23 protein-coding genes are annotated in these 24,586 nt (G+C 59.3%); 3 read left to right on the top strand and 20 right to left on the bottom strand.

What is annotated here, in order from left to right; all coding sequences use genetic code 11:
* Window positions 1–109: 109 nt before the first annotated feature.
* The gene (locus ATU_RS09065; RefSeq protein ID WP_006314087.1) at window positions 110–358 is read right to left on the bottom strand and encodes a hypothetical protein; all 249 of its coding nucleotides are present in this window, start codon (window positions 356–358) and stop codon (window positions 110–112) included.
* A gap of 110 nt (window positions 359–468) precedes the next feature.
* On the opposite strand from ATU_RS09065, the gene ATU_RS09060 reads away from it, so the two are divergent.
* Entirely contained in the window at window positions 469–1,617 is a 1,149-nt protein-coding gene (locus tag ATU_RS09060) for a hypothetical protein (protein ID WP_010971913.1), read from the top strand.
* Window positions 1,618–1,748: 131 nt separating this feature from the next.
* Here the strand turns inward: ATU_RS09060 and ATU_RS09055 are convergent, their stop codons facing one another.
* The 4 genes from ATU_RS09055 to ATU_RS09040 form a co-directional block, all read right to left on the bottom strand.
* Window positions 1,749–1,982 (bottom strand): BolA/IbaG family iron-sulfur metabolism protein, encoded by a 234-nt coding sequence (locus ATU_RS09055; protein ID WP_003507909.1) that lies wholly within the window; start codon window positions 1,980–1,982, stop codon window positions 1,749–1,751.
* Window positions 1,983–1,998: 16 nt separating this feature from the next.
* Entirely contained in the window at window positions 1,999–4,233 is a 2,235-nt protein-coding gene (gene purL, locus ATU_RS09050; RefSeq protein WP_010971912.1) for a phosphoribosylformylglycinamidine synthase subunit PurL, read from the bottom strand.
* Window positions 4,234–4,347: 114 nt separating this feature from the next.
* A complete protein-coding gene (locus ATU_RS09045; protein WP_010971911.1) occupies window positions 4,348–4,938 on the bottom strand; it encodes an acyloxyacyl hydrolase in 591 nt (196 codons plus the stop codon).
* A gap of 112 nt (window positions 4,939–5,050) precedes the next feature.
* On the bottom strand, window positions 5,051–6,469 hold the full coding sequence (locus tag ATU_RS09040) for an aminotransferase-like domain-containing protein (protein ID WP_010971910.1): 1,419 nt from the start codon (window positions 6,467–6,469) through the stop codon (window positions 5,051–5,053).
* Window positions 6,470–6,562: 93 nt separating this feature from the next.
* Between ATU_RS09040 and ATU_RS09035 the strand changes: the two genes are divergently transcribed.
* Complete coding sequence (locus ATU_RS09035; protein WP_010971909.1) at window positions 6,563–6,868, top strand: DUF1127 domain-containing protein; 306 nt, start codon at window positions 6,563–6,565, stop codon at window positions 6,866–6,868.
* A gap of 232 nt (window positions 6,869–7,100) precedes the next feature.
* On the opposite strand, the gene ATU_RS09030 is transcribed toward ATU_RS09035, so the two are convergent.
* The 15 genes from ATU_RS09030 to bcp form a co-directional block, all read right to left on the bottom strand.
* Window positions 7,101–7,505, bottom strand: coding sequence for a hypothetical protein (locus ATU_RS09030; protein WP_006314093.1), 405 nt, complete (start codon window positions 7,503–7,505; stop codon window positions 7,101–7,103).
* A gap of 79 nt (window positions 7,506–7,584) precedes the next feature.
* Window positions 7,585–8,256 carry a phosphoribosylformylglycinamidine synthase subunit PurQ gene (gene purQ, locus ATU_RS09025; protein ID WP_035258376.1) on the bottom strand — a complete coding sequence of 224 codons (672 nt, stop codon included), beginning with the start codon at window positions 8,254–8,256 and terminating at the stop codon, window positions 7,585–7,587.
* Window positions 8,257–8,275: 19 nt separating this feature from the next.
* A complete protein-coding gene (purS, locus tag ATU_RS09020; RefSeq protein WP_006314096.1) occupies window positions 8,276–8,518 on the bottom strand; it encodes a phosphoribosylformylglycinamidine synthase subunit PurS in 243 nt (80 codons plus the stop codon).
* A 54-nt stretch (window positions 8,519–8,572) separates the two neighbouring features.
* Window positions 8,573–9,337: a phosphoribosylaminoimidazolesuccinocarboxamide synthase gene (gene purC / locus ATU_RS09015; protein ID WP_006314097.1), complete on the bottom strand. Its 765-nt coding sequence runs from the start codon at window positions 9,335–9,337 to the stop codon at window positions 8,573–8,575.
* Window positions 9,338–9,531: 194 nt separating this feature from the next.
* Window positions 9,532–10,095: an alpha/beta hydrolase gene (locus ATU_RS09010; protein WP_010971907.1), complete on the bottom strand. Its 564-nt coding sequence runs from the start codon at window positions 10,093–10,095 to the stop codon at window positions 9,532–9,534.
* 70 nt (window positions 10,096–10,165) lie between these two features.
* Entirely contained in the window at window positions 10,166–11,473 is a 1,308-nt protein-coding gene (purB, locus tag ATU_RS09005; protein WP_010971906.1) for an adenylosuccinate lyase, read from the bottom strand.
* A gap of 81 nt (window positions 11,474–11,554) precedes the next feature.
* Window positions 11,555–12,061, bottom strand: a complete 507-nt coding sequence (locus ATU_RS09000) for a hypothetical protein (protein WP_010971905.1) — start codon at window positions 12,059–12,061, stop codon at window positions 11,555–11,557.
* 70 nt (window positions 12,062–12,131) lie between these two features.
* Window positions 12,132–12,809, bottom strand: a complete 678-nt coding sequence (rpe, locus tag ATU_RS08995) for a ribulose-phosphate 3-epimerase (protein WP_010971904.1) — start codon at window positions 12,807–12,809, stop codon at window positions 12,132–12,134.
* A gap of 131 nt (window positions 12,810–12,940) precedes the next feature.
* Window positions 12,941–14,020 (bottom strand): ABC transporter substrate-binding protein, encoded by a 1,080-nt coding sequence (locus ATU_RS08990; RefSeq protein WP_010971903.1) that lies wholly within the window; start codon window positions 14,018–14,020, stop codon window positions 12,941–12,943.
* A gap of 136 nt (window positions 14,021–14,156) precedes the next feature.
* The gene (locus ATU_RS08985) at window positions 14,157–14,687 is read right to left on the bottom strand and encodes a helix-turn-helix domain-containing protein (RefSeq protein WP_010971902.1); all 531 of its coding nucleotides are present in this window, start codon (window positions 14,685–14,687) and stop codon (window positions 14,157–14,159) included.
* A 1,484-nt stretch (window positions 14,688–16,171) separates the two neighbouring features.
* Complete coding sequence (locus ATU_RS08980; RefSeq protein WP_010971899.1) at window positions 16,172–16,615, bottom strand: NUDIX domain-containing protein; 444 nt, start codon at window positions 16,613–16,615, stop codon at window positions 16,172–16,174.
* A gap of 8 nt (window positions 16,616–16,623) precedes the next feature.
* Window positions 16,624–18,135, bottom strand: a complete 1,512-nt coding sequence (locus tag ATU_RS08975) for a DEAD/DEAH box helicase (protein ID WP_006314108.1) — start codon at window positions 18,133–18,135, stop codon at window positions 16,624–16,626.
* Window positions 18,136–18,354: 219 nt separating this feature from the next.
* On the bottom strand, window positions 18,355–19,653 hold the full coding sequence (locus ATU_RS08970) for a M23 family metallopeptidase (RefSeq protein ID WP_010971898.1): 1,299 nt from the start codon (window positions 19,651–19,653) through the stop codon (window positions 18,355–18,357).
* An 89-nt stretch (window positions 19,654–19,742) separates the two neighbouring features.
* The gene (locus ATU_RS08965) at window positions 19,743–20,567 is read right to left on the bottom strand and encodes a ferritin-like domain-containing protein (protein ID WP_010971897.1); all 825 of its coding nucleotides are present in this window, start codon (window positions 20,565–20,567) and stop codon (window positions 19,743–19,745) included.
* Window positions 20,568–20,584: 17 nt separating this feature from the next.
* Window positions 20,585–21,052 carry a thioredoxin-dependent thiol peroxidase gene (gene bcp / locus ATU_RS08960; RefSeq protein ID WP_010971896.1) on the bottom strand — a complete coding sequence of 156 codons (468 nt, stop codon included), beginning with the start codon at window positions 21,050–21,052 and terminating at the stop codon, window positions 20,585–20,587.
* 119 nt (window positions 21,053–21,171) lie between these two features.
* On the opposite strand from bcp, the gene ATU_RS08955 reads away from it, so the two are divergent.
* Window positions 21,172–24,555 carry a YhdP family protein gene (locus ATU_RS08955; protein ID WP_010972663.1) on the top strand — a complete coding sequence of 1,128 codons (3,384 nt, stop codon included), beginning with the start codon at window positions 21,172–21,174 and terminating at the stop codon, window positions 24,553–24,555.
* Window positions 24,556–24,586: the final 31 nt, after the last annotated feature.

Raw genomic sequence — 24,586 nt, 5'->3', positions numbered from 1 at the left:
CTTTCTGTTAGCCTCTAAATAACATGTCGCGGCGCGATTTCCACCCGGAAAGCGTAAAAAATACGTCTGCGTGGCATGGCATGACAGACTAAATCCGGCCTGCTGCTTTTTATTTATACCGCTGCCTGCTGCGGGAAGCGGCGGTGCGCCTTTTGCTTACCTGCTTCCTGGCCGGCTTGGGCTTGACGGCGGCGTTGAGTGCGGCCTCAAGAACAGAACCAACGATACCACCGGTTAGGGAGCCGGTGTTTTTCGTCCGGCGCGCGCGGCGCGTCTTGCGAATACCGGTCTTGGTGAGAACTTCAGCCAGAGCGCCCTTGACGACGCCATTGAGCAACTGATCGACGATGCCAGACAAAATTCCCCCACCACCAAATAAATCATATTTCCGTCGCGATTTTTACTATACGTGCATCGCCCACTGTATCAAGCGATCCTTTCGGGTGTCTCCAGCCTGAAGGTTTATGCATGCCGACCGTCAAGTCACGACTTGTTCTTTATTTCCCCGGTTTCGATCCGCTCGATGCGGCTGCCCATCATCTGCGCTACCAGCGCGCCGCAGCGCTGGCGGGAAAGACGTGGGACGTCAATTATGCCGTGGGGCCGCGGGAGAGCAGGCCGGCTGGCGAAGCCTTCACGGTGGAGGCTTCGGCGGGAAATTGGAGCACGCGTTCGGATATCGTCGTCTATGACCATAACGATGTCATCTCGCAGCTGCGGGATGCGTCCGTGTGGCGGCAGATCTGGTTGGGTTTCAAGGCCGGGGCGGGCATCGTCAGTGAGGGCGGTGCGGCGCGTTATCTGCGCCATGCCTGGCGTTTTGGGCTGTTCTTCATCTTCCCGTTCCTGCTGATGCTTGCCGGCGGCGCGCTTGCTGCCGGCATTGCGCTCTCGCCATGGCTTTTCAGCCTGCCGCTCTGGCTTCTGGTGGTCAGCATTCCCGCTGCGGCCCTGTTTTTCGTGAAGGCGTTCCTGCCTTTCGCGGAGCGATTTCACACTTTGCATCTTTATGCGGATTGGCGTTTCGCGCTCGCGGTCGGCCGCAATGAACCTATTGCCCGTGACTGGATCGAGGAGAGGGCGGCACTTGTGGTGACGGCGCTTGAAGAGCCCTCGGATGAGGTTCTGGTGGTGTCGCACAGCATGGGTGCCAGCCTCGCGCTCGCGGTCATCGGCCGTGTGCTGGAGCTGAAACCCGACGCGCTGGATGGCCGCAAGCTGTCTTTCGCGACGTTGGGCGGTGCCGCGCTGCAATGTGCGTTCCTGTCGAGTGCGGAGAGGCTTCGCGAGAGCATCGGCGCAATCGCGCGTCATCCTGATGTGACATGGTTCGACATCCAGTGCCTGACCGATCCCATCCACCTCTACCGGTGCAACACCGTCGCTTTGACCGGCCACAAAGACGCGCCGCAGCCGAAGATCGTGCCGATCCGTTTCAAGCATTCGCTCTCACCGGAGCGCTACAAAAAGAACAAGCGCAATTTTCTGCGCATGCACCGGCAATATGTTCTCGGGCCGGATCGCAGATCCGGTTACGATTTCACCCTTTTGACGGCGGGGCCCCTGCCGGCCGCATCCTTTGCCGATCTGGAATCGCAGAGCCCGCCTGCTTTGTAAGCGGCGTTATCCCTTCTGCCTGACATGAAAAGGCCCGCGTGAGAGCATCACGCGGGCCTTTGATTTAGTCCGGGGCCTTTATGCGTCGGCGGGACAGTGAAGCTGTTTTGCCGGCACGTTCACGGCCACAATCATTCGGGAGCAGAGGTCTGCAGGGCAAGGGCGTGCAGAACGCCGCCCATATTGCCCTTCAGCGCATCATAGACCATCTGGTGCTGCTGCACGCGGGTCTTGCCCTTGAATGCTTCCGCAACGACCTCCGCCGCGTAATGGTCGCCATCACCGGCCAGATCGCGGATCGTGACCTTTGCCCCGGGAATTCCCGCCTTAATCATGTCTTCAATGTCGCCGGGTTTCATGGGCATGGTGTTTCTCCTTAATTCATTCTGCGGCAATCAAAGTTTCGCCGTCCATGAACTGAGGGAACCACGATTCATAGGCCAAGTGCAATTCTTTAATCTCGACAGCGCGCGCCGTGCCCAGCTTTACGGTGGAACCACCGGTAGTGCCAATAAGAGGGCAGGAAACACCGGCCGCCTTGGCCGCCGCCCGCACCTTGTCGAGATCGGACTTCTTGACGGTCAGGACGTAACGGGCCTGATCTTCGCCATAGAAGGTGAGGATCGGATTATGGCCTTCGACCGCATCGATCGTTGCGCCGATGCCGGATGAAATCGCCATTTCGGCAACAGCGAGTGCCAGACCGCCAGAGGAGCAATCGTGAACGGCGGTGGTGAGACCTTCAGTGATGAGACCACGGACGAAATCGCCGTTCTTCTTCTCGGCGATGAGATCGACATGCGGCGCCGGGCCATCGGTGCGGCCGTGAACATCACGCATATAGACCGACTGGGCAATGTGGGTGCCGAGGCCAGCAGGTGCGCCAACCAAGAGTACCACCTCGTCGGCAGCCGCGAAACGGATGCGCGCCATGCGGCCCCAGTCCTTCAGCAGGCCAACGCCGCCGATGGTGGGGGTGGGCAGGATCGCCTGACCATTGGTCTCGTTGTAGAGCGAGACGTTGCCGGAAACGATCGGGAATTCCAGCACGCGGCAGGCCTCGCCGATGCCCTTGATGGCATGGACCAGCTGGCTCATGATTTCGGGCTTTTCCGGATTGCCGAAATTGAGGTTGTCGGTGGCCGCCAGCGGCAGAGCACCAGTTGCGGTAATGTTGCGCCAGCATTCGGCGACCGCCTGCTTGCCGCCTTCGAAGGCATCGGCCTCGACATAACGCGGGGTCACGTCGGAGGAGAAAGCGAGCGCCTTCTTGTCATGGCCTTCGACGCGCACCACGCCGGCATCACCGCCCGGCAGCTGCAGGGAATTGCCCTGGATCAGCGTGTCATACTGTTCGTAAACCCAGCGGCGCGAGGAGTTGTTGGCCGAACCAACGAGCGACACCAGCGCATCGGCAATGTCGGCTTCGGGGATGTCGGTTTCCGAAAGCGCTGCGGGCACCTTGGCTGGCGTCCACGGGCGGTCGTATTCGGGGGCCTCGTCGCCGAGTTCCTTGATCGGCAGGTTGGCGACTTCTTCGCCATTGTGCAGCACGCGGAAGCGCAGGTCGTCGGTGGTCTTGCCGACGATGGCGAAGTCCAGACCCCATTTGACGAAGATCGCCTTGGCGACTTCTTCCTTGGAGGGCTCGAGAACCATGAGCATGCGCTCCTGGCTTTCCGACAGCATCATTTCGTAAGCCGTCATGCGCTCTTCGCGCACCGGCACGGCGTTCAGGTCCAGTTCGATGCCGAGATCACCCTTGGCGCCCATTTCGACGGCGGAGCAGGTGAGGCCGGCGGCACCCATGTCCTGAATGGCGATGACCGCACCGGTCTTCATCAGCTCAAGGCAGGCTTCCAGCAGGCACTTTTCGGTGAAGGGGTCGCCGACTTGAACCGTCGGGCGCTTTTCTTCGATGGACTCGTCGAATTCGGCAGAGGCCATGGTCGCGCCGCCAACGCCGTCGCGGCCGGTCTTTGCACCGAGATAAACGACCGGCAGGCCGACGCCCTTGGCTTCCGAGAGGAAGATCGCATTGGACTTGGCAAGACCGGCGGCAAAGGCGTTGACGAGGATATTGCCGTTATAACGCGGGTCGAATTCCACTTCGCCGCCAACTGTCGGCACACCGAAGGAGTTGCCGTAACCGCCGACACCGGCGACGACGCCGGCGACGAGGTGGCGGGTCTTCGGATGATCCGGCGCACCGAAACGCAGGGCGTTCATGGCGGCGATCGGGCGTGCGCCCATGGTGAAGACGTCACGCAGGATGCCGCCGACGCCGGTTGCCGCACCCTGATAGGGCTCGATATAGGACGGGTGGTTGTGGCTCTCCATCTTGAAGACGACGCAGTCGCCATCGTCAATATCCACCACGCCGGCATTTTCACCGGGGCCCTGAATGACGCGCGGACCCGTTGTCGGCAGGGTCTTCAGCCACTTCTTCGAAGACTTGTAGGAGCAGTGCTCGTTCCACATGGCCGAGAAAATGCCAAGCTCGGTAAAGCTGGGCTCCCGTCCGATCAGGTCGAGGATACGCTGGTATTCGTCGGGCTTCAGCCCGTGGGATGCAACGAGTTCCGGGGTGATCTTGATGGAGTTTGAAATCGACATAGGTCTCACGCGGTTCGAGCCGAGGAAAGTTTCCGGTTCTTTAGCGCAAGAGGCCTCTCCGTGCGACAGGAAAATGCGCAGTTTTACCGGCAAAACGCTGCTTTCTTGGCTTATTCAGAACTTGTAGCCGACCATAAGTCCGACACGCGTCAGCCCGTCATTGGGGCCGTCGCACAGATTGGCATGGGAGGCGTGTTCGATCTGGGTCGAAATATTCCAGTTGCTGTTGAAGCGATATCCGATAGCGGCATATTCATGAAAAAGCAGGTGGCAACCGAATTCCGCGCCCGTTTCGCCAGGGCCGTTTTTCAGTCTGCCGTCATGCCATAGGCCACCAAAGCCAAGGTCGACGAAAATCTTCGGATTGAGGTCAAAGGTCCAGTTGACGCCGCCGTAAATGGTATCCGCCTCTCCCTCGGTGCCGATTTCGCCGCCCAGATGCAGACGCGGGCGGGCGAGTTTTTCGCCGAGGGTGACAGCTGAGGCGCTCGCAAAGGGATCAAAATAGGCGGTAAAGGCCGGGAATGCGCCATCTTCACCGCCGCTATCGCGGCTGGTGACAGAGGTTGTGACCCCGAACCGCAGTTCGTCGAATACCGTACCGTCGGCGGCGATGGCCGATGTGACATCCGCAAGCACAAATGCTGCAAAGACCATTGCAAGAGCGAACAGTACCCTGATGGATGTGGAACCGAATGCTGCCATCGAATCATTCCCCGCTCCGAAGTAGGGAAAGGATGGCAGATTTGTTGGTGCGGTAAATAATGAGTTACTGATTTAGGAATCGTGTTGCAGGAATGACTCGGCCAGGCACCGCTTACGCCTCGCTTTCATAGCCGGATGAACCGTTGTCGAGCAGATTGCGCAGGATGCCAAAGGCATGCGTCAGTTCCTCGCGCGAGGAGGGGCCGGAAAAGCTGATGCGGACGCGGTGGAATACCTTTTCCGAGCGGCCGGCCTTGAACTCGTCCTCGTCGTCGATCAGTACGCCTTCCTTCATGGCGGCATTGCGGAAGGTGCCCGACAGCCAGGGTTCAGGCAGCCGCAGCCACATGAAGGCGATATCGGGCAGGGAGTTGAATTCCAGCCCGGCAAAGATGCGTCTGGCGATTGCCTCGCGCTCGTTGATCTCGGCGATGCAATCCTTGCGGATATCATCTGCGTCGCCGCTATTGACGAGACGCGCATTCAGTTCGGCCAGCATGAAGGGCAATCCGCCGGTCAACATCGAATGCGAAATTCGTATTCTCGATGAAAATTGCGCCGGGCAGGCAACCCAGCCGCCCCTGACACCGGCGGCGACGGATTTCGACAGGCCACCGACAACGAAGGTGATATCGGGTGCGAATTCCGCAATGAGCGGGATCGCCTCGCGGGTCATGGCACCGTAGAGATTGTCCTCCACGATCCATACGCCGTATCTGCGGGCAATATCGGCGATTGCCCGCCGCCGATCCTCGGGCAGGGTGGCGCAGGTGGGGTTCTGGCCGGCTGACATCAGGAAGATCATCTTGGGATGTTGCTGGGCGCAGACACGCTCGAAATCATCGGGGACGATACCCTTTTCGTCCACCTCCACCAGCGTCACGCGGCGCCCGGCAAGGGTGGCGCTGCGGCTGATGTGGGAATAGGTGACGGGCTCGAAGACGATGCGGTCACCCGGCGCCGTCATTGCGGTCACCACGCTCATCACCCCCGCATGGGCGCCGAGCGTGGAGACGATGTTTTCCGGTTTCGGCGACCAGCCGTTCTGGGAAAGCCAGCGGGCGCCCGCCATACACCAGTTGTCTGGAAAGGTGCGGGTGTAGTTGGAAATTTCGAACGGATGTTCTCTGGCAAGGGCCTCGACGTGTTTACCGACCAGAACGCTCTGGCCGACATCCGGCGCTGCGGTGGTGTTCAGGCGGAATTCGGCGCTGGTGTCGAGGGCGTAGCGCGTGCCACCGAATGCCGACACGGACGGTTCCTCGGGCGATAAGGGCGCTGGGGTCTTGCGTTCATTGACATAGGTGCCGCGGCCGACTTCGCCGCTGACGAGGCCACGTTCGTGAATAAGGCCATAGGCCCGGCTGATTGTGCCGATTGTTACGCCGAGATCGTAAGCGAGATTGCGCTGCGGTGGCAGTTTCGAGCCTGCCTGGAGGATTCCGTCGGAAATCGCGCCTTCGATACTATCGGCAAGGCGAAGGTAAATCGGGCCGTCGCCCTCGGTGATGTCAGGGAGCCAATTTGTCATGGTGACAATTTATGCATTGTATCTGTTCTCAAGTCAATTGTATTTATTGTCTGCATTGAATGACATCAAACACACGGAGACAATAGGTGCAATATGCGCAAGATGGATCAATACCTTTCGACAGCGGATACACTCTATCCTGATGGCTACGAACGGGAACGCGTGTTCCGCGATGCCGGCGACATGGTCGCACCGGCGCCGTTTCCGGCCAAGATCGCCCGCACGCTTATTGGTCGCATGATTGCCTGCGTGTTTCACTGGCACCTGAAACGGCGCGGACGGTTCGCCTTGCGGGAGCTGTCTGACGATCTTCTGGAGGATATCGGGGTAACGCGCGATGAGGCCATGAAGGAGGCTGCGAAATCTCAGCTTTTCTCCTGGCCGACGCGGTCCCTCTGATTTTTTGTCGGAGAGCGGTGCCTTCTTTCCCCGGCACCATCAAGCCATTCGGCAGCCCGCCACGCCACTCCCAACCGGCGTCGGCGGGTTTTTTTATGCCGGTCGCTTGGAGGAACGTCACCGCCTATTCCCTCATTCCTGTGACAAGCACAGGGATGAGGAAGGATAGGGCATCATCAAGGCTGGCATCTCACCTATGCGCCCGCCGAGAGCCCGTTTCCGTGTTCGTTAATCAGCAGCCCTTGCCGCCATTCGCCCAGCGCTTAACGTCGGTGGCGATGCGGCCGGAGATGGCTTCGCTCATCACTGGTCCGAAAGCATCGAGCTTTGCCGGGTTGCCTTCTGCCTGGATCACCAGCATGGGGCGCGATTCCGGGCTGTTACGCGGCACGAGGAGGATGCGCGGGCGGCCCGAGAAAGAATTGAGTTCCGGCGCGAGGCGATAGGCCTTGAACGCCGCATCACCCGATTTGAACCAGCAGGCATTGGCACCAAGCGCGATCCGCTCCATCGTTGGCAAAGCAGCGCGGGAGACGGAGGCGACCGGCTGCGGTTTCGGCTGGCAGGCGGCAAGTGCGGCGGCTGCGAGGATCAGTCCGGTGGCTTTGTAGGCATTCAGTCGAAAAGCAAGAGACATCAGGTCATCCAGAAGAGAGGCCGAAGCGGCAGCCGCGAACGGGCATCAAAAAAGGCGGGCTTGAAGCCCGCCCGGTCCATCAGGCTGCGATGACGCCGAGTGCCGAAGCGAAGAGGCCGCGGCCGTCATTGCCGCCATGGGCGGCTTCGATGAGGTTTTCCGGATGCGGCATCATGCCGAGAACATTGCCCTTGGCGTTGATGACGCCGGCAATATCGTTCAGCGAGCCGTTGGGGTTGGTGCCTTCAGCATAACGGAACACGACCTGACGGTTGTCTTCCACGGACTTCAGCTCATCCGTATCGAGGAAATAGTTGCCGTCGTGATGGGCGACAGGGCAGCGCAGGATCTGGCCCCTGTCATAAGCGCGGGTGAATTCAGTGTCGTTATTGGCGACTTCGAGCTTCACTTCACGGCAGACGAATTTCAGCGAGGCATTGCGCATCAGCGCACCCGGCAGCATGCCGGCTTCGACCAGAATCTGGAAGCCGTTGCAGACGCCGAGGACCTTGACGCCCTGTTCGGCCTTTTCGCGGATGGCCTGCATGACCGGCATGCGGGCGGCGATTGCGCCGCAACGCAGATAGTCACCATAGGAGAAGCCGCCCGGAATGACGATCAGGTCGACATCGGGAATATCCGTTTCCGTCTGCCAGATGGTGACGGGCGCCTGACCGGAAATTTTCGTCAGCGCCGCGATCATGTCGCGGTCGCGGTTGAGGCCGGGAAGTTGGACGACAGCGGATTTCATGGGCAGCGGCTCCTGGAGCTTAAAGAATGCTGATGGCGTAGTTTTCGATGACCGTATTGGCCAGCAGCTTTTCGCACATTGCCTTCAGATCGGTTTCGGCCTTGGCCTTGTCGGCGCCTTCCAGTTCCAGATCGAAGACCTTGCCCTGGCGGACGTGGCCGACGCCATCAAAACCGAGGCTGCCGAGCGCGCCTTCGATTGCCTTGCCCTGCGGATCGAGAACGCCGTTCTTCAGCGTAACAGTCACCCGTGCCTTGATCACCTGATCTTCTCCTGATTTACCCTACGAAGCCAATATTACTTTACGAGGCCGATATCACTTTACGAGGACTGGGCCGGTGCCGCGGATCGGTTCGTTTTCATTGATGATGCCGAGACGGCGCGCCACTTCGGAATAGGCTTCCACAAGCCCGCCCAGATCGCGGCGGAACAGGTCCTTGTCCATCTTTTTCTGGGTCTCGATGTCCCACAGGCGGCAGCTATCGGGCGAAATCTCGTCGGCGAGGATGATGCGCATCATGTCGCCTTCGAACAGCCGGCCGCATTCGATCTTGAAATCGACGAGCTGGATGCCGACGCCGAGGAAGAGGCCGGACAGGAAGTCGTTGACGCGGATGGCAAGCGCCATGATGTCGTCAAGCTCGGCGGGGTTGGCCCAGCCGAAAGCCGTGATGTGCTCTTCGGAGACCATCGGGTCTTCCAGCTCATCCGACTTGTAATAGAACTCGATGATGGAGCGCGGCAGCACCACGCCTTCCTCGATGCCGAGGCGCTTGGACAGCGAGCCGGCGGCGACATTGCGCACGACGATCTCGAGCGGGATCATCTCCACTTCCTTGATCAACTGCTCGCGCATGTTGAGGCGGCGGATGAAGTGGGTCGGAATACCGATCTTGTTCAGATGCGTGAAGACATATTCGCAGATGCGGTTGTTCAGCACACCCTTGCCGTCGATGACTTCGTGCTTCTTCTTGTTGAAGGCGGTCGCATCGTCCTTGAAGAACTGGATAAGCGTGCCTGGCTCCGGACCTTCGTAGAGGATCTTGGCCTTGCCTTCGTAAATACGGCGGCGACGGTTCATAATGGCAGGTCTCTTGGTTGACGCCGATTCGGGTGGCGTTAAGTTTGGTCTTTGAAGCGGTCCCTTAAAGGAAAAGACTGCATTCTACAATGAGGCGCGCTGATCTTCCCTTCAATTCTTGTGTCGGGCCATGAAGCAACAACACCCGGTATGGTAGGGCCAAGGCATGACATGGTGCGCCTTTGCCCGGATCGTCAGGTCTCGGGCGTCTTCAGGCGGCTGAGGAACTGGGCAAACACCATGCCGCCTTCGGGCCACGGGCCATGGCCGGACTCGGCGTTGATGTGGCCGGACATGCCGGCATCCACCAGCATGGAACCCCAGGCGCTGGCGATGTCGTCGGCATGTTCGTAAGTGCCGAAAGGATCGTTGCGGCTGGCGATGGTGATGGACGGAAACGGCAGTGGATCGCGCGGGTAGGGGCCGAAGGTCATCAGGTGTTTCGGCCGGATATCCGGATTGGCGACATCGGGCGGGGCAACAAAAACGGCGCCTACGACCTTATGGGCGATCTCAGGCAAGGCATGGATCACGGTCGGCACACCGAGCGAATGGGCAACCAGCACGACGGGCTTGGTAGCGGCGTTCACCTCTTCAACCAGCCGCGCCACCCAGTCTGCCTTCACGGGCTTGGTCCACTCCGCCTGCTCGACCCGGCGCGCGGTGGATAGCTTGCGCTCCCAGCGGGTCTGCCAGTGGTCGGGGCCGGAATTGGTGTAACCGGGTACGATGAGGATATCTACGTCTGAAACTTTCATGCGCCCATATCTGTGCTTTGATGCCGTCGCGATCAAGACCGCGACAGCATTAACTTATCCGCGTTCTGGATCAGGCCTTGCCGAAGACACGGGTGAAGATCGTGTCGACGTGCTTGGTATGATAACCGAGGTCGAACTTTTCACGGATCACGTCTTCAGGCAGCGCTGCGCGCACTTCCTCGTCGCCCAGCAGTTCTTCCAGGAAATCGGCACCCTGTTCCCAGACCCGCATGGCGTTGCGCTGTACCAGACGGTAAGCGTCTTCACGCGAAACACCGGCCTGTGTCAGCGCCAGCAGAACGCGCTGCGAATGTACGAGGCCGCGGAACTTGTTCATGTTCTTCAACATGTTGTCGGGATAGATCACCAGCTTCTCGATGACGCCGGCCAGGCGGTTCAGCGCGAAATCCAGCGTAACCGTGGTGTCGGGGCCGATGGCGCGCTCCACGGAGGAGTGGCTGATATCGCGCTCGTGCCAGAGCGCCACGTTCTCCATGGCCGGCACGACGGACATGCGCACCAGACGCGCAAGACCGGTGAGGTTTTCGGTCAGGACCGGGTTGCGTTTGTGCGGCATGGCGGACGAGCCCTTCTGGCCGGGAGAGAAGAACTCTTCCGCTTCCAGAACCTCGGTGCGCTGCATGTGGCGGATTTCGATGGCGACGTTTTCGATCGACGAGGCGATGACGCCGAGAACGGCGAAGAACATGGCGTGGCGATCGCGCGGAATGACCTGCGTGGAGACCGGCTCGGGGATGAGACCAAGCTTTTCGCAGACATGTTCCTCGACGCGCGGGTCGATATTGGCGAAGGTGCCGACGGCGCCGGAGATCGCGCCGGTGGCGATTTCCGCACGGGCATTAACGAGGCGCTCGCGGTTACGGTGCATCTCGGCATAGAAGCGGGCAAAGGTCAGGCCCATCGTGGTCGGCTCGGCATGGATGCCGTGGCTGCGGCCGATGCGCACCGTGTTCTTGTGTTCGAAGGCGCGGGTCTTGAGAGCCGCGAGCACCCGGTCGATGTCGGCGAGCAGCAGATCGGCGGCGCGCACGAGCTGGATGTTGAGGGTGGTGTCGAGAACGTCGGAAGAGGTCATGCCCTGATGCACAAAACGGCTGTCGGGGCCGACAAATTCGGCGAGATGGGTGAGGAAGGCGATGACGTCGTGCTTGGTCACGGCCTCGATCTCATCGATGCGGGCGACGTCAAACGTGGCGCTGCCGCCCTTTTCCCAGATGGTCTGGGCTGCTGACTTCGGGATGACACCAAGCTCGGCCAGCGCGTCACAGGCATGGGCCTCGATCTCGAACCAGATGCGGAATTTTGTTTCCGGCGACCAGATGGCGACCATTTCCGGCCGGGAGTAACGAGGGATCATGGCAATGACTTTCTTAGTGGAGGAATTTTGCTGCCCGTTTAGCAAAGTGTTCCGGTAATCTCAATCTATCAAGCTGCATGGCTATGTCGCTTGCCGCGCACGCCGGCAGAGGATTGCGCCGGCGGGCAGGAGCGGAAGAGCCGCAAAGGGAAAATACAGTCCGAGACCGAGAATTGCGAATTGATAGACCGCGCCGAGCGAGGTGAAGAGCTGCTGGAAAAACCAGATGCGGGAAAAGGCCGGTGCGTGCCATTGCGCATAAAAGATGCGGTACTGGAACGCGAAAAATGCCGCCGCAACGGCGAGGGTGAAGAATGCGATGGCGAGGCAGGCCGCCGCGAAACGCAGCGGCAGGGAAGTGGAGGCGGGAAGGAAGCGCAAAGCCACTATCGCCAGCAGCCAGCCCAAAAGGCCGCCGCAGAAGAAAAGCGTGATGATATCGGCGGCATGGTCGGTTTCCAGCCGGTTTCGGATATAGAGTCCGATGGTGGCGACAGCGGCCGAGCAGAGGGCCCAGGCAAGGGCGCCGAGAGCCAGGAACAGCGCTGCAGAAGCCGTCTCACGGAAACCCTTTCTGTCGCTTTCCATGACTATCCCCCAACGCCTGCCCCAACGCTCGCAATGCCGCCCCGGCCTTTCCGCATTCTGCGACGGCGGGTTATGTCCGTCCGGCTTCCGCGGCCATGCGCAATTGTGCGACGGTCTTGCGGTAGTCGGCAACGCCGTCGCCCTTGAAGACGGCCGAGCCCGCCACCAGCGCGTTGGCGCCGGCGGCAATGATTGCGCCTGCGGTTTCCGCCGTCACGCCGCCATCCACTTCCAGATCGATCGGCCGGTCGCCGATCATTGCCTTTGCCGCCCGGATCTTGTCGAGCATGGCGGGAATGAATTTCTGACCGCCGAAACCGGGGTTGACGCTCATGATGAGGATAAGATCGACGTCATCAAGCACGTTCTCGATGACGGAAAGCGGTGTGGCGGGGTTAAGCGTCACGCCGGCCTTGCGGCCAAGCCCACGGATCGTCTGCAACGAGCGGTGCAGGTGCGGTCCCGCTTCCGCATGCACGGTGATGCTGTCGCAGCCGGCCTTGGCGAAGGCTTCGAGATAGGGATCGACGGGTTCGATCATCAGGTGGCAATCGAAGAAGGCCATGCTGTGGGGCCGCAGCGCCTTGATGACATCAGGCCCGAAGGAGATGTTGGGGACGAAGTGGCCGTCCATGACATCGAGATGGATCCAGTCCGCGCCCGCTTCCGTGACATCGGCGACTTCCTGTCCCAGCTTGGCGAAATTGGCAGCCAGAATGGACGGGGCTATGCGGATGGGCAGGGACATGGGGCAAACTCCTCTCGACGCGTTGCGTAAGCTGCCTTTAACATCAAGTATCGGGGTTTGAAACGGCTTGCGGTGCGCTTGCCCGCCGTTTTCAGCTACGTTTCAACGAAATCCCGCGCGTGGCGCGTGGCCTATTGCTTTTCGGCCTTGTCCACCGGCTCGAAGCGCTGGCCGTTCCAGCGCTGCAGTCGATAGGGGTTGTCGGAAAGGTCGTGTGACGGTGTGAAGCCGAGATCGCCGATGACGGTTTTGAAGACGGTGCCGCCAGCCAATATTTCCGGTGCGGGTTTCGATTGAGCCTGTGTCGCCTCCGCAAGGGCGGCAGTCAGTTCCGTCGCCGCATAGGCCGGCAGGACGTAACCCTCGGGTTCGATGCCGGCTGCGCGCAACTCTCCGTTGGCGGCCTGGGCCGAGGGCAGGGTGTCATAGGCCGGGCGCGTGACGGCCAGCACATTGGCGGTGAGGGGAACCGGGTTGTTTGCCGCATTCATGGCGTCGCCACCCATGATGGTCAAAGCGAGGTTTTCGGATGCAGCGTCTCTGGCGATGATGGCGACGTCGTTGCGCTCCGCGCCCACGAAGACATGGGAAATGCCGGTTCGCGCCAGCCGGCGCACCAGCGCCACCTGCTGTTCTTGGTTGGGACGCATCGTATCGGAAAACGTCGGCTTGAGGCCGTTTTCCTCCAGCGACGCGCGGATGCGGTCGACGAGTTCGCGGCTATAGATCGTGCCGTCATCCACTAGCCCAATGGAATGTCCCTTCCAGTCGCGCAGGATGATTTCGGCGATCCTGTCCGATTCGGCCCTGTCGGAAGGGGAGAGGCGGAAAAGCGGCCAGCCATATTTCAGGGAATCTTCCATCAGAATAGGCGCGCGGCTGGAAAGCGTGATCGCCGGAATGGCGGCCGCCTTTAGTGGCGGCAGGACACCCTGAAGCGTTTCCGTGCATAAAAAACCGATTGCGGCGCTGACCTTGGCGGCCACCAGGCCATCGGCAATCGCGCCACCGCTGCCATCTTCGCAGCTCTCGTGGATTTCGACGACATCCAGCCCAAGCTTGGCCGCCGCCGCCTTGGCACCTTGCCGCACCTGCTGCCCCAGAAGCTCGTAAGGACCGTTCTGTGGAGCAACAATGCCAATCGATGCAGCACTTGCTGAGCCCGCAAAGGCAAAACCGGCGATGATCGTTAGCAGGCGAACTGAAAGCATGACGTGATCGAAATCCTGTTGTCCCGGCTTGATGTTTATCGGCAACAACCGGTTTTCCAAAGGAAAAATACGTGCGCTTCACAGACATTCCCGCAAAACCACCACATTGCTGATGTGCGGGCCTCGCTGTCGAGGATCAGCTTGCCGATCTTTTGTTACTTTCAGCGCTTGCCCGTTTCGAGCGCAACTCCTCGCCAAGGCTTTGCTCCACCCAGGGTAACTGGGCCATAAGATCGTTCCATGCCAAGGACGGGCCGGCGCGACTGGTCACATTGTTGTGCCATCTGGTCAACTCCGCGTAGCGCTGATCATCGGTTATCCTGACGTCGTGGTCGCGATAAACCTTATTTATCAGTCTTCCGAGCGGATTGATCAGATCGACCAGAAGCTGATGGGAGCCATGGTCTGTGCTGCTGGATTGCCCACCCTCGAACATATCTCCTTGCCCCGTGACGAGCCAGGATATGTTCACGCCGAACTCCCGGTGATAGGCGGAAAGCAGCTCTGCATCGGGCACGCGTTCGCCCCGCTCGTAATGCGCCAGACCACTTTTGCTGATCACCAGCCGGCTGGCGAAGACATCCCGGTCATCGATATCGAACGCTGCCCTCACGGCTCGGAGGCGTCTTCCTAGGTCTGTCTTGGGCTCGACTTCTTTCCTAGCCAAATTCTTTCAAGTTAAATCACAAATGGAGTTTACAAAAATCCAAATGTGATTTAATCCTCTCTGTGTTCGATATCATCAATAAGAAAGGCGTCTGGCAGGACGCCGTTGTTTTAATAGGCTATTTAGCACTGTGTTAAAGGTATCAGCAAGATAGGGCACACGCTTCGTGCCCCTGCATAAAATCAAATATCGCACGGTTGGGTGCTTGATGACTCGTTAGTGGTCTTCAAGGCGATTCGATTTCGACGCGAACATGACAATATTTGAATGTATTGATCCCCCGAAAAGGCGGCCATGATGCATGTTGAAAGGCCAGGGTTGCTACGTAAGGCGCTCAGTTTGACTATTAAGGGCCTTGCGATGCTCGTTTTGTATCCATTTATTTTGTTATTCGCGATCGTAGTAATGGCGATGGTGATGATTTCCCCTGAGATAAAGCCACGAGAAGAAGGGCATGATTGATCATAATTTCTTTCGCGACCAAAGGGGTGCATGGCAGCACAGCGATGTGCCGCCATGGAAGGAACACGGCAACAATTGCATAAAATATCATGCTTCACTTAGGCGCAGGTCTTTATTGCTGGTTTTAGTCTTCTCTATTTTTATGTGGTGGATTATCATTTTTTGCGCCCGATACATTGTGTCGACATTGTAGGCGCATTGGATCATGCATTAATATTGCAATAGGACATTGCGTCCGTGCAGGCTCGCCTGCGTATCGGAGAATTGCCTAAAGGTCAGCGTTCCAATCAAGTTTACGACGTCTGCGTTGCTTGATTGATCGCTTTTATAAGTATCAATTATAAGTTGTTCCCGCCCGTCGTCGGTGGAAGGAACCATTCTCGTTAATTTTCTGCAGAGTTTCATCTGCCTGTCTCTCATGTTGCGGGGGAGAAAACTCCGTGCGGCTGAATGACTGTATTGCTTTATAAAACTATTATATTTGTGGAGTAGAGATGCAATTTGGAAGGTGTGCGTTATTCATTGTGCCTCACAGAGTGCAGCAAACAAAAATGCACAATTTATCCCCATTTCCATAACTAACTGATATATATTCGAAATACATAAAGCTTCATGTCGTGGGCAGGTTTCTGTCCGCGGTTTTTTCGCATTTGCGAGAAGAATTGCTTGACGGAAACTAAATGTTTAGCTTAGATAACATTGTTTCAGGGGACGACTGAAATTGGCCATATTAGGCCTCGGAAGTGTTCCGATTATAAGCACTGCCAGACTATATTGCATTCCATATTCTATCTTTTTCATTACGTACAAACCGCTTCGGGAAACTGGAGCGGTTTTTTACATAGTGCTAATTTAAGCAATTTAAAATTGAATTTGAGATGCCTCACACAAAGGCGTTCTTTCATTCCTGTTTTTATAGAAAAGATATAGCGCGGAGAGGGGGAAGCCGGCTCCGGCACATAATCCACGCAGCTGTTTGAAAACGCGTTTTGACTGCGCCCGTCGCCCGCAGGCGGGTCGGTTCAGTTTCCCGTGCGGCCTTGGTTCAAGGCGGCCAGGGCGTCTTTTGCAAAGGCAGAGAGGGGCTCGGGAAGCTTATCCGGATCGAACCAGCCAATGGCGGAAAGCTTGTCCGGTTCGGTCAGTGCTGGTTCACCCTGCGTATCGCGGGTGACGAAGATCAGCGAGACCCAGTGGTGGCGGTCTTGCGGATCGATAAATTCGCTGTGGCAGAGAAATTCAACAGCGCCGATCTGAAGGCCGGTTTCTTCTTCGGCCTCCCGCCGCGCTGCGGCGAGGCAAGTCTCGAGGTGATCCACCTTGCCCCCCGGAATGCTCCAGTATCCGGCTTCCGGCGCTTTCATGCGCCGGCACAAAAGCAGGCGGCCTTCGCGCAATATGACAAGGCCCACGCCAACGCCCGGGAAATCGAGGCCGGGCTTGATGGTCGATGTCATATTGTCCATCGCGATGGTCAGGCCTTGGCGTTAGCCACGATCAGCATGAAGGCGGGAATGTCGTCGCCGAAACCAACCGGTGTCGGGCCATCGTCGTGGTCACGATAATGACGGCGACGGTCGCGGTTGTCGTCATTGGCGTGCAGCGAGTTCAGGTTGCGGCTGTTGCGCTCGGAATTGCGCGGGGTCTTTTCCGGTCTGCGTTCTGCCTTCACCTTGTCTTCTCCGTGAGCCGCGATGTCCGTATCCACTACGGATTGTGCGTCCTGATTGATGTTTTCCACCGGCGATGCAGGTGCATCGCGACGGTTTCTGTCGCGGCCTCTGCCGCTACGTTCCTTGGTGCCCCGGCGGCCGGAATTGCTTTCAAAGCTTTCCATGGGCGCGGGGAGGGAGGACAGATCGCCGCTCAGCCATTCGATCTTTTCGGCAATCAGCTTTTCAATCGCGTCGAGATATTTCGCGTCGCTCTTGGTGACGAGAGTGAAGGCCTTGCCCGAACGGCCGGCACGACCGGTGCGGCCGATGCGGTGGACATAGTCTTCGGCATGGATGGGAACATCGAAGTTGAAGACGTGGCTGACATCAGGGATATCAAGCCCGCGGGCTGCAACGTCGGAAGCGACCAGCAGCGTCAGCTGTCCATCCCGGAAGTTCTGCAGCATCGTCGTGCGCGAGCGCTGATCCATGTCACCATGCAGTGCGCCAACGGAAAAGCCGTGACGATCCAGCGAACGGAACAGATCGGCGACATCCTTCTTGCGATTGCAGAAGATGATGGCGTTCTTGAGTTCCGCTTCTTCGGCACGGACCAGATCGCGCAGCACGGCGCGCTTTTCATAGTCCTTATTATGCGCGGCGACGATACGCTGCGTTACCGTCTTTGCGGTAGAGGATGGCTTGGCGACCTCGATCCGCGTCGGGTTCTGCAGGAACCGGTCAGCCAGCTTCTGGATTTCCGGCGGCATGGTGGCCGAGAAGAACAGCGTCTGCCGGGTGAAGGGGATCATTTTGGCGATACGCTCGATATCGGGGATGAAGCCCATGTCGAGCATGCGGTCGGCTTCGTCGATGACGAGAATTTCCACGCCGGTCATCAGCAGCTTGCCACGCTCGCAATGGTCGAGAAGGCGGCCGGGGGTGCAGATCAGCACATCGGCGCCACGCTCGAGCTTGCGATCCTGGTCTTCGAAGGAAACACCACCGATGAGCAGGGCAACGTTCAGCTTGTGATTCTTGCCGTATTTTTCGAAGTTCTCCGCCACCTGCGCTGCAAGCTCGCGGGTCGGCTCCAGGATCAGCGTGCGCGGCATTCTGGCGCGTGCGCGGCCCTTTTCGAGCAGCGTCAGCATCGGCAGAACGAAGGACGCGGTTTTGCCGGTGCCGGTCTGTGCGATACCGCAGATATCACGCTTTTCCAGCGCGGGCGGAATGGCGCCGGCCTGAATGGGTGTCGGCGTCGTGTAGCCGGCATCTGCAATAGCGGAAAGAACTTTTTGGCTCAGGCCAAGATCAGAGAATGTTGTCAAAGGAAGAACTTTTTCCGTTCTGGTTCGGTAAGAATACCTGCGTGCCGCTGCGGCACTTGCAAAGACTTGGCGCGGGGATAGGCCCAAATTGCCGGAAAGTCAAGGAAACAACGGGAAAAGCGCGCGAAACGTGATGCTCCGGGCGGGGCTTTTGAGCCCTCACCGTGAATTTGTGTGATTTATCGTTAAAAGAGCAAAAGAAGGGTTAAAATCAGCCTGCTATTTTAGATAGGTTTTCAGCTCCGCTCCGGCGATCAGGTATCGCATGGGATCGACCGGTGTATCGTTGCGCCGCACTTCGTAATGCACATGCGGGCCGGTGGAGCGGCCGGTGCTGCCGGCGCGGCCGATGACGTCGCCGGCTTCCACCCGGTCGCCAGCCCGGACGAGGATGGCGGAGAGGTGGCCGAATCGGGTGGAGACGCCCTGGCCGTGATCGATCTCGACCATATTGCCGTAACCGCCGGAGTTTTCCGCCACCGTCACCTTGCCGGCGCCCGTGGATTTGACGTCCGCGCCGGTTTCAGCACGAAAATCGATGCCGGTATGCAAAGCGGGACGTCCGAGAAACGGATCCATCCGGTTGCCGAATCGGCTGGTGATCGCCCGGCCGGGGGCAGGGTTGCCGAAGGGCAGGGCAGTCGCACTTTCCTTGACGACATCAAGCCGGTTCAGCGCATTGTCGAGACTGGTGAGCGACAGGTTGAACGGGTCGGTCTCACCGCCCAAAGGCGCGGCATAGGGACCGCCGACATCGTCGGTGCCGTTTTCTTCGATCTTCAGGCCCGCCTGCCGGATGATGTCCTGCATGGCGCTTGCCTTGTCCTCGGCGTCGCTGGTCAGCCGGGCGATGCGCGATATCTGCTGGCGTTCGATATCCTTCAGCGACAGCGTGACCTTGGAGAAGACCCGGTCCGCACGGTCGGAAGGTGTTTCGCCGGATTCAGGCACATAGGCGGCCCGTCTGTCGGCTGCGGCGGCTTTTTCCGCCTGCGGCTTCGGCGCCATCAGCTTTTCGATGGCGGAAAGGCCGCCGGAGAGGTCGGCGCGTTTTTCCGGAACCATGGCATTCGAGAGGGAAGAGGGCGCGGCCGGGGTGGTGGCTGCGATGCCGGAATTTTCGGCGCGCTCAAGAAGCTCGCTCATGCGACCGTGGCGCGAGGTCAGCGCAGCCTGCTGTTCCAGCAGTTTCTCCACTTTTTTTTCAACGACCTGCTGATCGAGCAATTGCCGGGAGGTGACGCGGTCCACCTGGGCTCTCAGCGCCGCGATGCGGTCTTCATAGTCGTTCTGCATGCGCGTCTGGCGCGCCATGGTCGCGCCGATCAGGTCGTCGCGCAAGATGAGGTAGCCGGTAGCACCGAGATAACCGAGCGAAAACAGGCCGATCGTGCAGCCGGCGAGCGCCGCCATCCACGGCCGGATGGTCATGTGCCGCACGTTTTCGCCGCGCGCGAGAATGAGCACATGTGGCTCGCGTTTCTTGCCGAATACCCGATTTTCCGCCGTATCAGTCACAATCTCTCTCCGGACTGGCCGATGTCTTAACGGAAATCATAATTCGTTAAGGTTAACGAAGTTTTGCCGGAGATGCGTATCGTTGGGCGTCAGCTATGGCTGACGGATGTGAGTGACCGGTAAAAGGAGGGTGTCAGGCCGGCTTCGGCGCGGGCGAGATCGTTGAAGGGTGGTTTCAGCGGGCCGCGGAAATTGGAGCGTACCAGTTGCCTGAAGGTTGCAGCGGGGTCCTTCTTTTCACGCGCGCAGAGGAACCGGAACCATTTGGCGCCGATGGCGACGTGGCCCTTTTCGTCATTATAGATGACATCGAGAACAGCTGCGCTTTCGAGATCGCCGGTCTCGCGCATCTTGGCCTGCAGGGAAGGAGTAACGTCCAGCCCGCGCGCCTCCAGGATAAGCGGGACGACGGCGAGCCGTGCGGTCAGATCGTTGCGGGTGGAATGCGCAGCCTGCCACAGCCCGTCATGGGCGGGCAGGTCGCCATAGTCAGCCCCAAGGCTTACCAGCCGGTCCCGAACCAGCCGGAAGTGCTTTGCTTCCTCGAAGGCGACCTGCATCCAGCCATCGAAAAAGGAATGCGGCACCGGCTCGCTGGCATAACGGGCGACGATATCGAGCGCGAGATCGACGGCGTTGAGTTCGATATGGGCGATGGCGTGCAGCAGGGCGATGCGGCCCTTGACGCTGTGTAGCGAACGCCGTTCCACCGCGGTCGGCGGAACGAGCTCCGGTTTCTCCGGCCTGCCCGGCCGCTCTGGCAGGGGCGGATCGAGCGGCGAGCGCAATGACAAGCGGCGTTCGAACCAGCGTGTTGCGGTTTCCTGCGCGAGTTCGGTCTTTCGGTCGAGATCGGCGCTGACGATCGCTTCCGTGGCGCCGCCGCGCAGGGATATGATTTTGGCGGGGAACATCACGGCTGGATGGCCCCTCAGAGCTTTTTGGCGGCCTCGAGAACGGCCTGTGCGTGACCCGCGACTTTCACCTTGTTCCAGATTTCGGCGATCTTGCCATCCGGGGCGATGAGAACCGTCGTGCGTTCGACGCCCATGTATTTTTTCCCATACATGCTTTTTTCCTTCCAGACGCCATAGGCCTCCAGAACCTTCCTCTCCTCGTCGGAAGCGAGCATGACGGAAAGGGAATGTTTTGCCGCAAACTTGTCGTGGCTTTTGACGCTGTCGGGTGAAATTCCGATGACAACGGCATTGGCGGCCTCGAATTCGCCGCCGAGCGCGCTGAAGTCGATCGCTTCGACCGTGCAGCCGGATGTGTCGTCCTTGGGGTAGAAATAGAGTATGACGGCCTTGCCTTGCAGTTTCGACAATGTCACCGTCCCTTCACCATTACGGGGCAAGGTGAAGTCGGGGGCGGGGCTGCCAATCGTCAGGTCAGTCATATTCTACCTTTCTTTCGCCGGGATGTTGAGGGAAAGTCGCCACATTCGATATATAGCGAAACCGCGCGTCGTCCAGTGTTGCGGCGAAACAAAAGCTACTTAGAGGCAAACACGGGCGTATGGCTGAAATAAGGGGTGAAAAGGTTAGTTTCGGCAAGCGCGATATGGTTGCGCTGCACGAGCTTCCTTCGGCTCAGGCCGAAGACCCGATCATTGTGCATTGCCCGCCGCCGCGCTCGATGGCGCGCGCTTTCTGCAAGATTTTTGCGGCCCTTTTCGTGCTGGCCTTCCTGTCCATCGGCGGCATCATCGTGTCGGTCGAGACCGGCTCCATCGACAAGACGCTTTCGAGCCAGGCGCAGCAGGCGCTGGAAAAGGCACTCGGACCCCATTACAGCGCGCGGATCGGCTCCTCGGCGATCCGGTTTTCCACCGGGCTGCGGCTGGCGCTGGTGGCCGAGGATGTGGATATCGTCGAGAAGGAATCCGGCCAGCATCTGAGCCGGGCGCGGGCAATCGGCATGGCGCTCGATCCGCTTGCGCTTCTGGCCGGCCATGTGTCGGTGCAGAGCCTCGAAGCCGACGGCATGGAACTCGATACGGCGCTTTTGCCAAAGGGCAACGGTTTCGATCTCGCCAGCATCAAGCTCGACGCCGTGCCGCAGCAATTGCAGGCGGCCTTCGGGCAGCTCGACAAGCTTGCCCAGGCTTTCCTGAGCAGCGGTACTGAAGAAATCGATATTTCCAGCGTTTCGGTTCACCTGCCGCCCAGCGACCAGGGCAAGCCGCGCACCATCGAAGTGCGGGAACTGTCGCTGACACCGGATCAGCAGGGCGGATATACGCTCGATGGAGAAACGCTGTTTAACGGGGAAATCGCCAGCGTGTCGCTCAGGACTTCCGGCGCAGGCGGTGTGATCGACGGTTTTGACGCCCGCATCGATGGTTTCGACATCGGCCCGTTCCTCGAAAAATTCGATCCAGACGGAAATCTTCATGAAGGCCTGAACGTCAAGACCGGCGTGAATATTGTTGCCCGGCGCGCGATGGTAGCGCAGGAGCCGCGGCTGGAGGTTTCGGTCGGTCTCGGCAATGGAACGTTGATGATTGGCGGCGAGGCGCAGCCTTTCACGACCGGCACCGTGCATGCGCGTTATGATTTTGCAAAAAACAGCGTGGTCATCGACAATTCTCGGCTTGAGCTTGGGCGGACGATCATTCCCGTCAACGGCGAAATCAGCGATACGGAAGAGGGATTCGGCCTTTCGCTGAGAGTAGACAATGGGGTTGCTTCCTCAGAAGCCTCCGGCGAGGCGCCTGTTTCCTTCAACCTGAAAGCGGACGGGCATTTTGCGACAGCCACAAAGCAGCTCGACGTTCCCTCGCTTTATGTCAGCGGCCCGCTCGGAGACATGGCGGGCTCGCTGAAAATCCGGTTTGGCGAGGGTTCGCCGGAAATCAGCTTCGGCGGCCAGATTCCGAAGATGGAGGCAACGGCCGTCAAGCAGCTCTGGCCGTTCTGGATGGCGCACAAACCGCGTGACTGGGTGGTCTCCAATCTTTACGGCGGCACCGTCACCAACGGGTCAATCGCGATCTTCATTCCGCAGGGACGGATGTGCGGTCCGGGCTGCCCGCTGGTGCTTGGCGAAAGCGAAATGCAGATCCGCTTCGACATTGACGAGACGCGCCTCAATACGACAGGCGACATTCCGCCGCTGCGTGACGTGGATGCGCATTTCGATCTCGTCGGCGGCAAGATGGCCGTCGATATCAAGGAGGGCACAACTTATTTCCCGTCAAACCGGACGCTTTCGCTGGAGAACAGCCGCTTTCTCATTTCGGATGTGTATGAGAAGCCGTTGCTCGGAAATCTCGATCTGAACGTCTCCGGTGCGGCCGATGCCGTGGCGGAGCTTGCGACGCTCAAACCCATCAATGCGCTCAAGGATACGCAGTTCAAGCCGGAGGATTTCACCGGCGACGTGAAGGCCAATGCGAAGCTGACGGTTGGCATGCTTTCCAGCCAGAACCCGCCGCCGCCGGTGTGGACGGCCGATCTCGACCTGAAGAACCTGGCGCTGACCAAACCCTTTGCCGGCCACAAGGTGACTGCGCTTGACGGTTTCATGTCGCTGAACGACCACCAGCTCAAACTCGAGGGCAAGGGCCGGGTGGACGACGTTCCGATGGACATTGTGATGACGGAGCCGGTGCGTAAAAACAGCAACGTCGCTCCCACTTTGTCTCTGAAGGCCACCTTGAACGAGACGCAGGTCGCCAAGCTTGCGCCTGAACTTTCCACAGTCCTCGGCGGTACGACGGCGATCGAAATCGACGGCGCCGACCCGAAAAGCCAGGACATCAAGCTCGATCTCACCAAGGCATCGATCATCCTGCCGGGGCTTGGTTGGAGCAAGGGCATCGGCATTCCCGCCAGCGCCGCCTTTACCATACAAGTGGCGGACGGGCGCACGACGGTCAGCGATTTCTCCCTCGATGGCGACGGTTTCGGCGCCGCCGGTGATATCACCTTCAGCAAGAACGGCCTGATTTCCGCCGATCTCAGCCGCGTGAAACTCTCGCCGGCCGACAATTATGCCGTTTCGGTCGCTGCGTCCAAGAACGGCTATATCGTCAATGCGTCGGGGAAATCCGCCGATCTGCGGCCCTTCATCTCGAAGCTGCGCAGCCCCTCGAGCGGTGGTGACGGCGCATCCCGCTCGCAGCCCACGCTTTCCGTCAAGGCGCAGTTCGACAAGGTCTATGGTTTCAACGACGAGGTGCTTGCCAACGTCAATGCCGATGTCAGCGTGCGGGATGGCAAGGTGCGCTCGATCGATGTGCGCGGCGTCACCGGCAATGGCCAGGCGGTGGTTGCGCAGACCGTCAATCGCGGCGCGACTGGAACCGTCACGCTGACCAGCAGCGATGCGGGTTCTCTTGCCCGTTTCGCCAATATCTACAGCCGTATTCGCGGTGGTCTTCTCAACCTGGCGCTCACGACCTCGAACGGCAGCGACTGGAGCGGTTCGCTCGACCTGCGCAATTTCGCCGTCGTCAACGAGGCCAAGCTGCAGGATATCGTCGCCACGCCGACGGGCGAGGACGGCAGAAGCCTCAATAATGCGGTGCGCCGCAATATCGATGTCAGCTCGGAAAAGTTCCAGCGTGGTTTTGCCCGGGTGGTCTACGTCAATGGTTCGGTGGCGGTTGAAAACGGCGTCGTGCGCGGTGAACAGATCGGCGCGACATTCCAGGGGCTTCTGAAAGATCAAAGCGGCCGCATGGAGATGACCGGCACCTTCATGCCTGCTTACGGGCTGAACCGACTGTTCGGCGAGTTGCCTTTCATCGGCATCTTCCTCGGCAACGGCCGTGACCGCGGCCTGCTCGGCATCACCTTCAAACTATCGGGCCAGACAGACCAGCCGAAGCTGACGATCAACCCGCTGTCGCTGATTGCGCCGGGTGTCTTCCGGCAGATTTTCGAGTTTCAATAAAAAGGGCCGCTTTCGCGGCCCTCGATGCAGG

The sequence above is a fragment of the Agrobacterium fabrum str. C58 genome (genome assembly GCF_000092025.1).
GTDB classification, from domain to species: Bacteria; Pseudomonadota; Alphaproteobacteria; order Rhizobiales; family Rhizobiaceae; genus Agrobacterium; species Agrobacterium fabrum.
Note: the sequence above shows the minus strand (reverse complement) of the source record. Positions and strands in the feature narration are given on the sequence as shown.

Bases quoted from the DNA above. Each gene is read 5' to 3' on its own strand.
- ATU_RS09060 (WP_010971913.1), top strand. From the start codon at position 469: ATGCCGACCGTCAAGTCACGACTTGTTCTTTATTTCCCCGGTTTCGAT.
- ATU_RS09055 (WP_003507909.1), bottom strand. From the start codon at position 1,982: ATGCCCATGAAACCCGGCGACATTGAAGACATGATTAAGGCGGGAATT.
- purL (WP_010971912.1), bottom strand. From the start codon at position 4,233: ATGTCGATTTCAAACTCCATCAAGATCACCCCGGAACTCGTTGCATCC.
- ATU_RS09045 (WP_010971911.1), bottom strand. From the start codon at position 4,938: ATGGCAGCATTCGGTTCCACATCCATCAGGGTACTGTTCGCTCTTGCA.
- ATU_RS09040 (WP_010971910.1), bottom strand. From the start codon at position 6,469: ATGACAAATTGGCTCCCTGACATCACCGAGGGCGACGGCCCGATTTAC.
- ATU_RS09035 (WP_010971909.1), top strand. From the start codon at position 6,563: ATGCGCAAGATGGATCAATACCTTTCGACAGCGGATACACTCTATCCT.
- ATU_RS09030 (WP_006314093.1), bottom strand. From the start codon at position 7,505: ATGTCTCTTGCTTTTCGACTGAATGCCTACAAAGCCACCGGACTGATC.
- purQ (WP_035258376.1), bottom strand. From the start codon at position 8,256: ATGAAATCCGCTGTCGTCCAACTTCCCGGCCTCAACCGCGACCGCGAC.
- purC (WP_006314097.1), bottom strand. From the start codon at position 9,337: ATGAACCGTCGCCGCCGTATTTACGAAGGCAAGGCCAAGATCCTCTAC.
- ATU_RS09010 (WP_010971907.1), bottom strand. From the start codon at position 10,095: ATGAAAGTTTCAGACGTAGATATCCTCATCGTACCCGGTTACACCAAT.
- purB (WP_010971906.1), bottom strand. From the start codon at position 11,473: ATGATCCCTCGTTACTCCCGGCCGGAAATGGTCGCCATCTGGTCGCCG.
- ATU_RS09000 (WP_010971905.1), bottom strand. From the start codon at position 12,061: ATGGAAAGCGACAGAAAGGGTTTCCGTGAGACGGCTTCTGCAGCGCTG.
- rpe (WP_010971904.1), bottom strand. From the start codon at position 12,809: ATGTCCCTGCCCATCCGCATAGCCCCGTCCATTCTGGCTGCCAATTTC.
- ATU_RS08990 (WP_010971903.1), bottom strand. From the start codon at position 14,020: ATGCTTTCAGTTCGCCTGCTAACGATCATCGCCGGTTTTGCCTTTGCG.
- ATU_RS08980 (WP_010971899.1), bottom strand. From the start codon at position 16,615: ATGGACAATATGACATCGACCATCAAGCCCGGCCTCGATTTCCCGGGC.
- ATU_RS08965 (WP_010971897.1), bottom strand. From the start codon at position 20,567: ATGTTCCCCGCCAAAATCATATCCCTGCGCGGCGGCGCCACGGAAGCG.
- bcp (WP_010971896.1), bottom strand. From the start codon at position 21,052: ATGACTGACCTGACGATTGGCAGCCCCGCCCCCGACTTCACCTTGCCC.
- ATU_RS08955 (WP_010972663.1), top strand. From the start codon at position 21,172: ATGGCTGAAATAAGGGGTGAAAAGGTTAGTTTCGGCAAGCGCGATATG.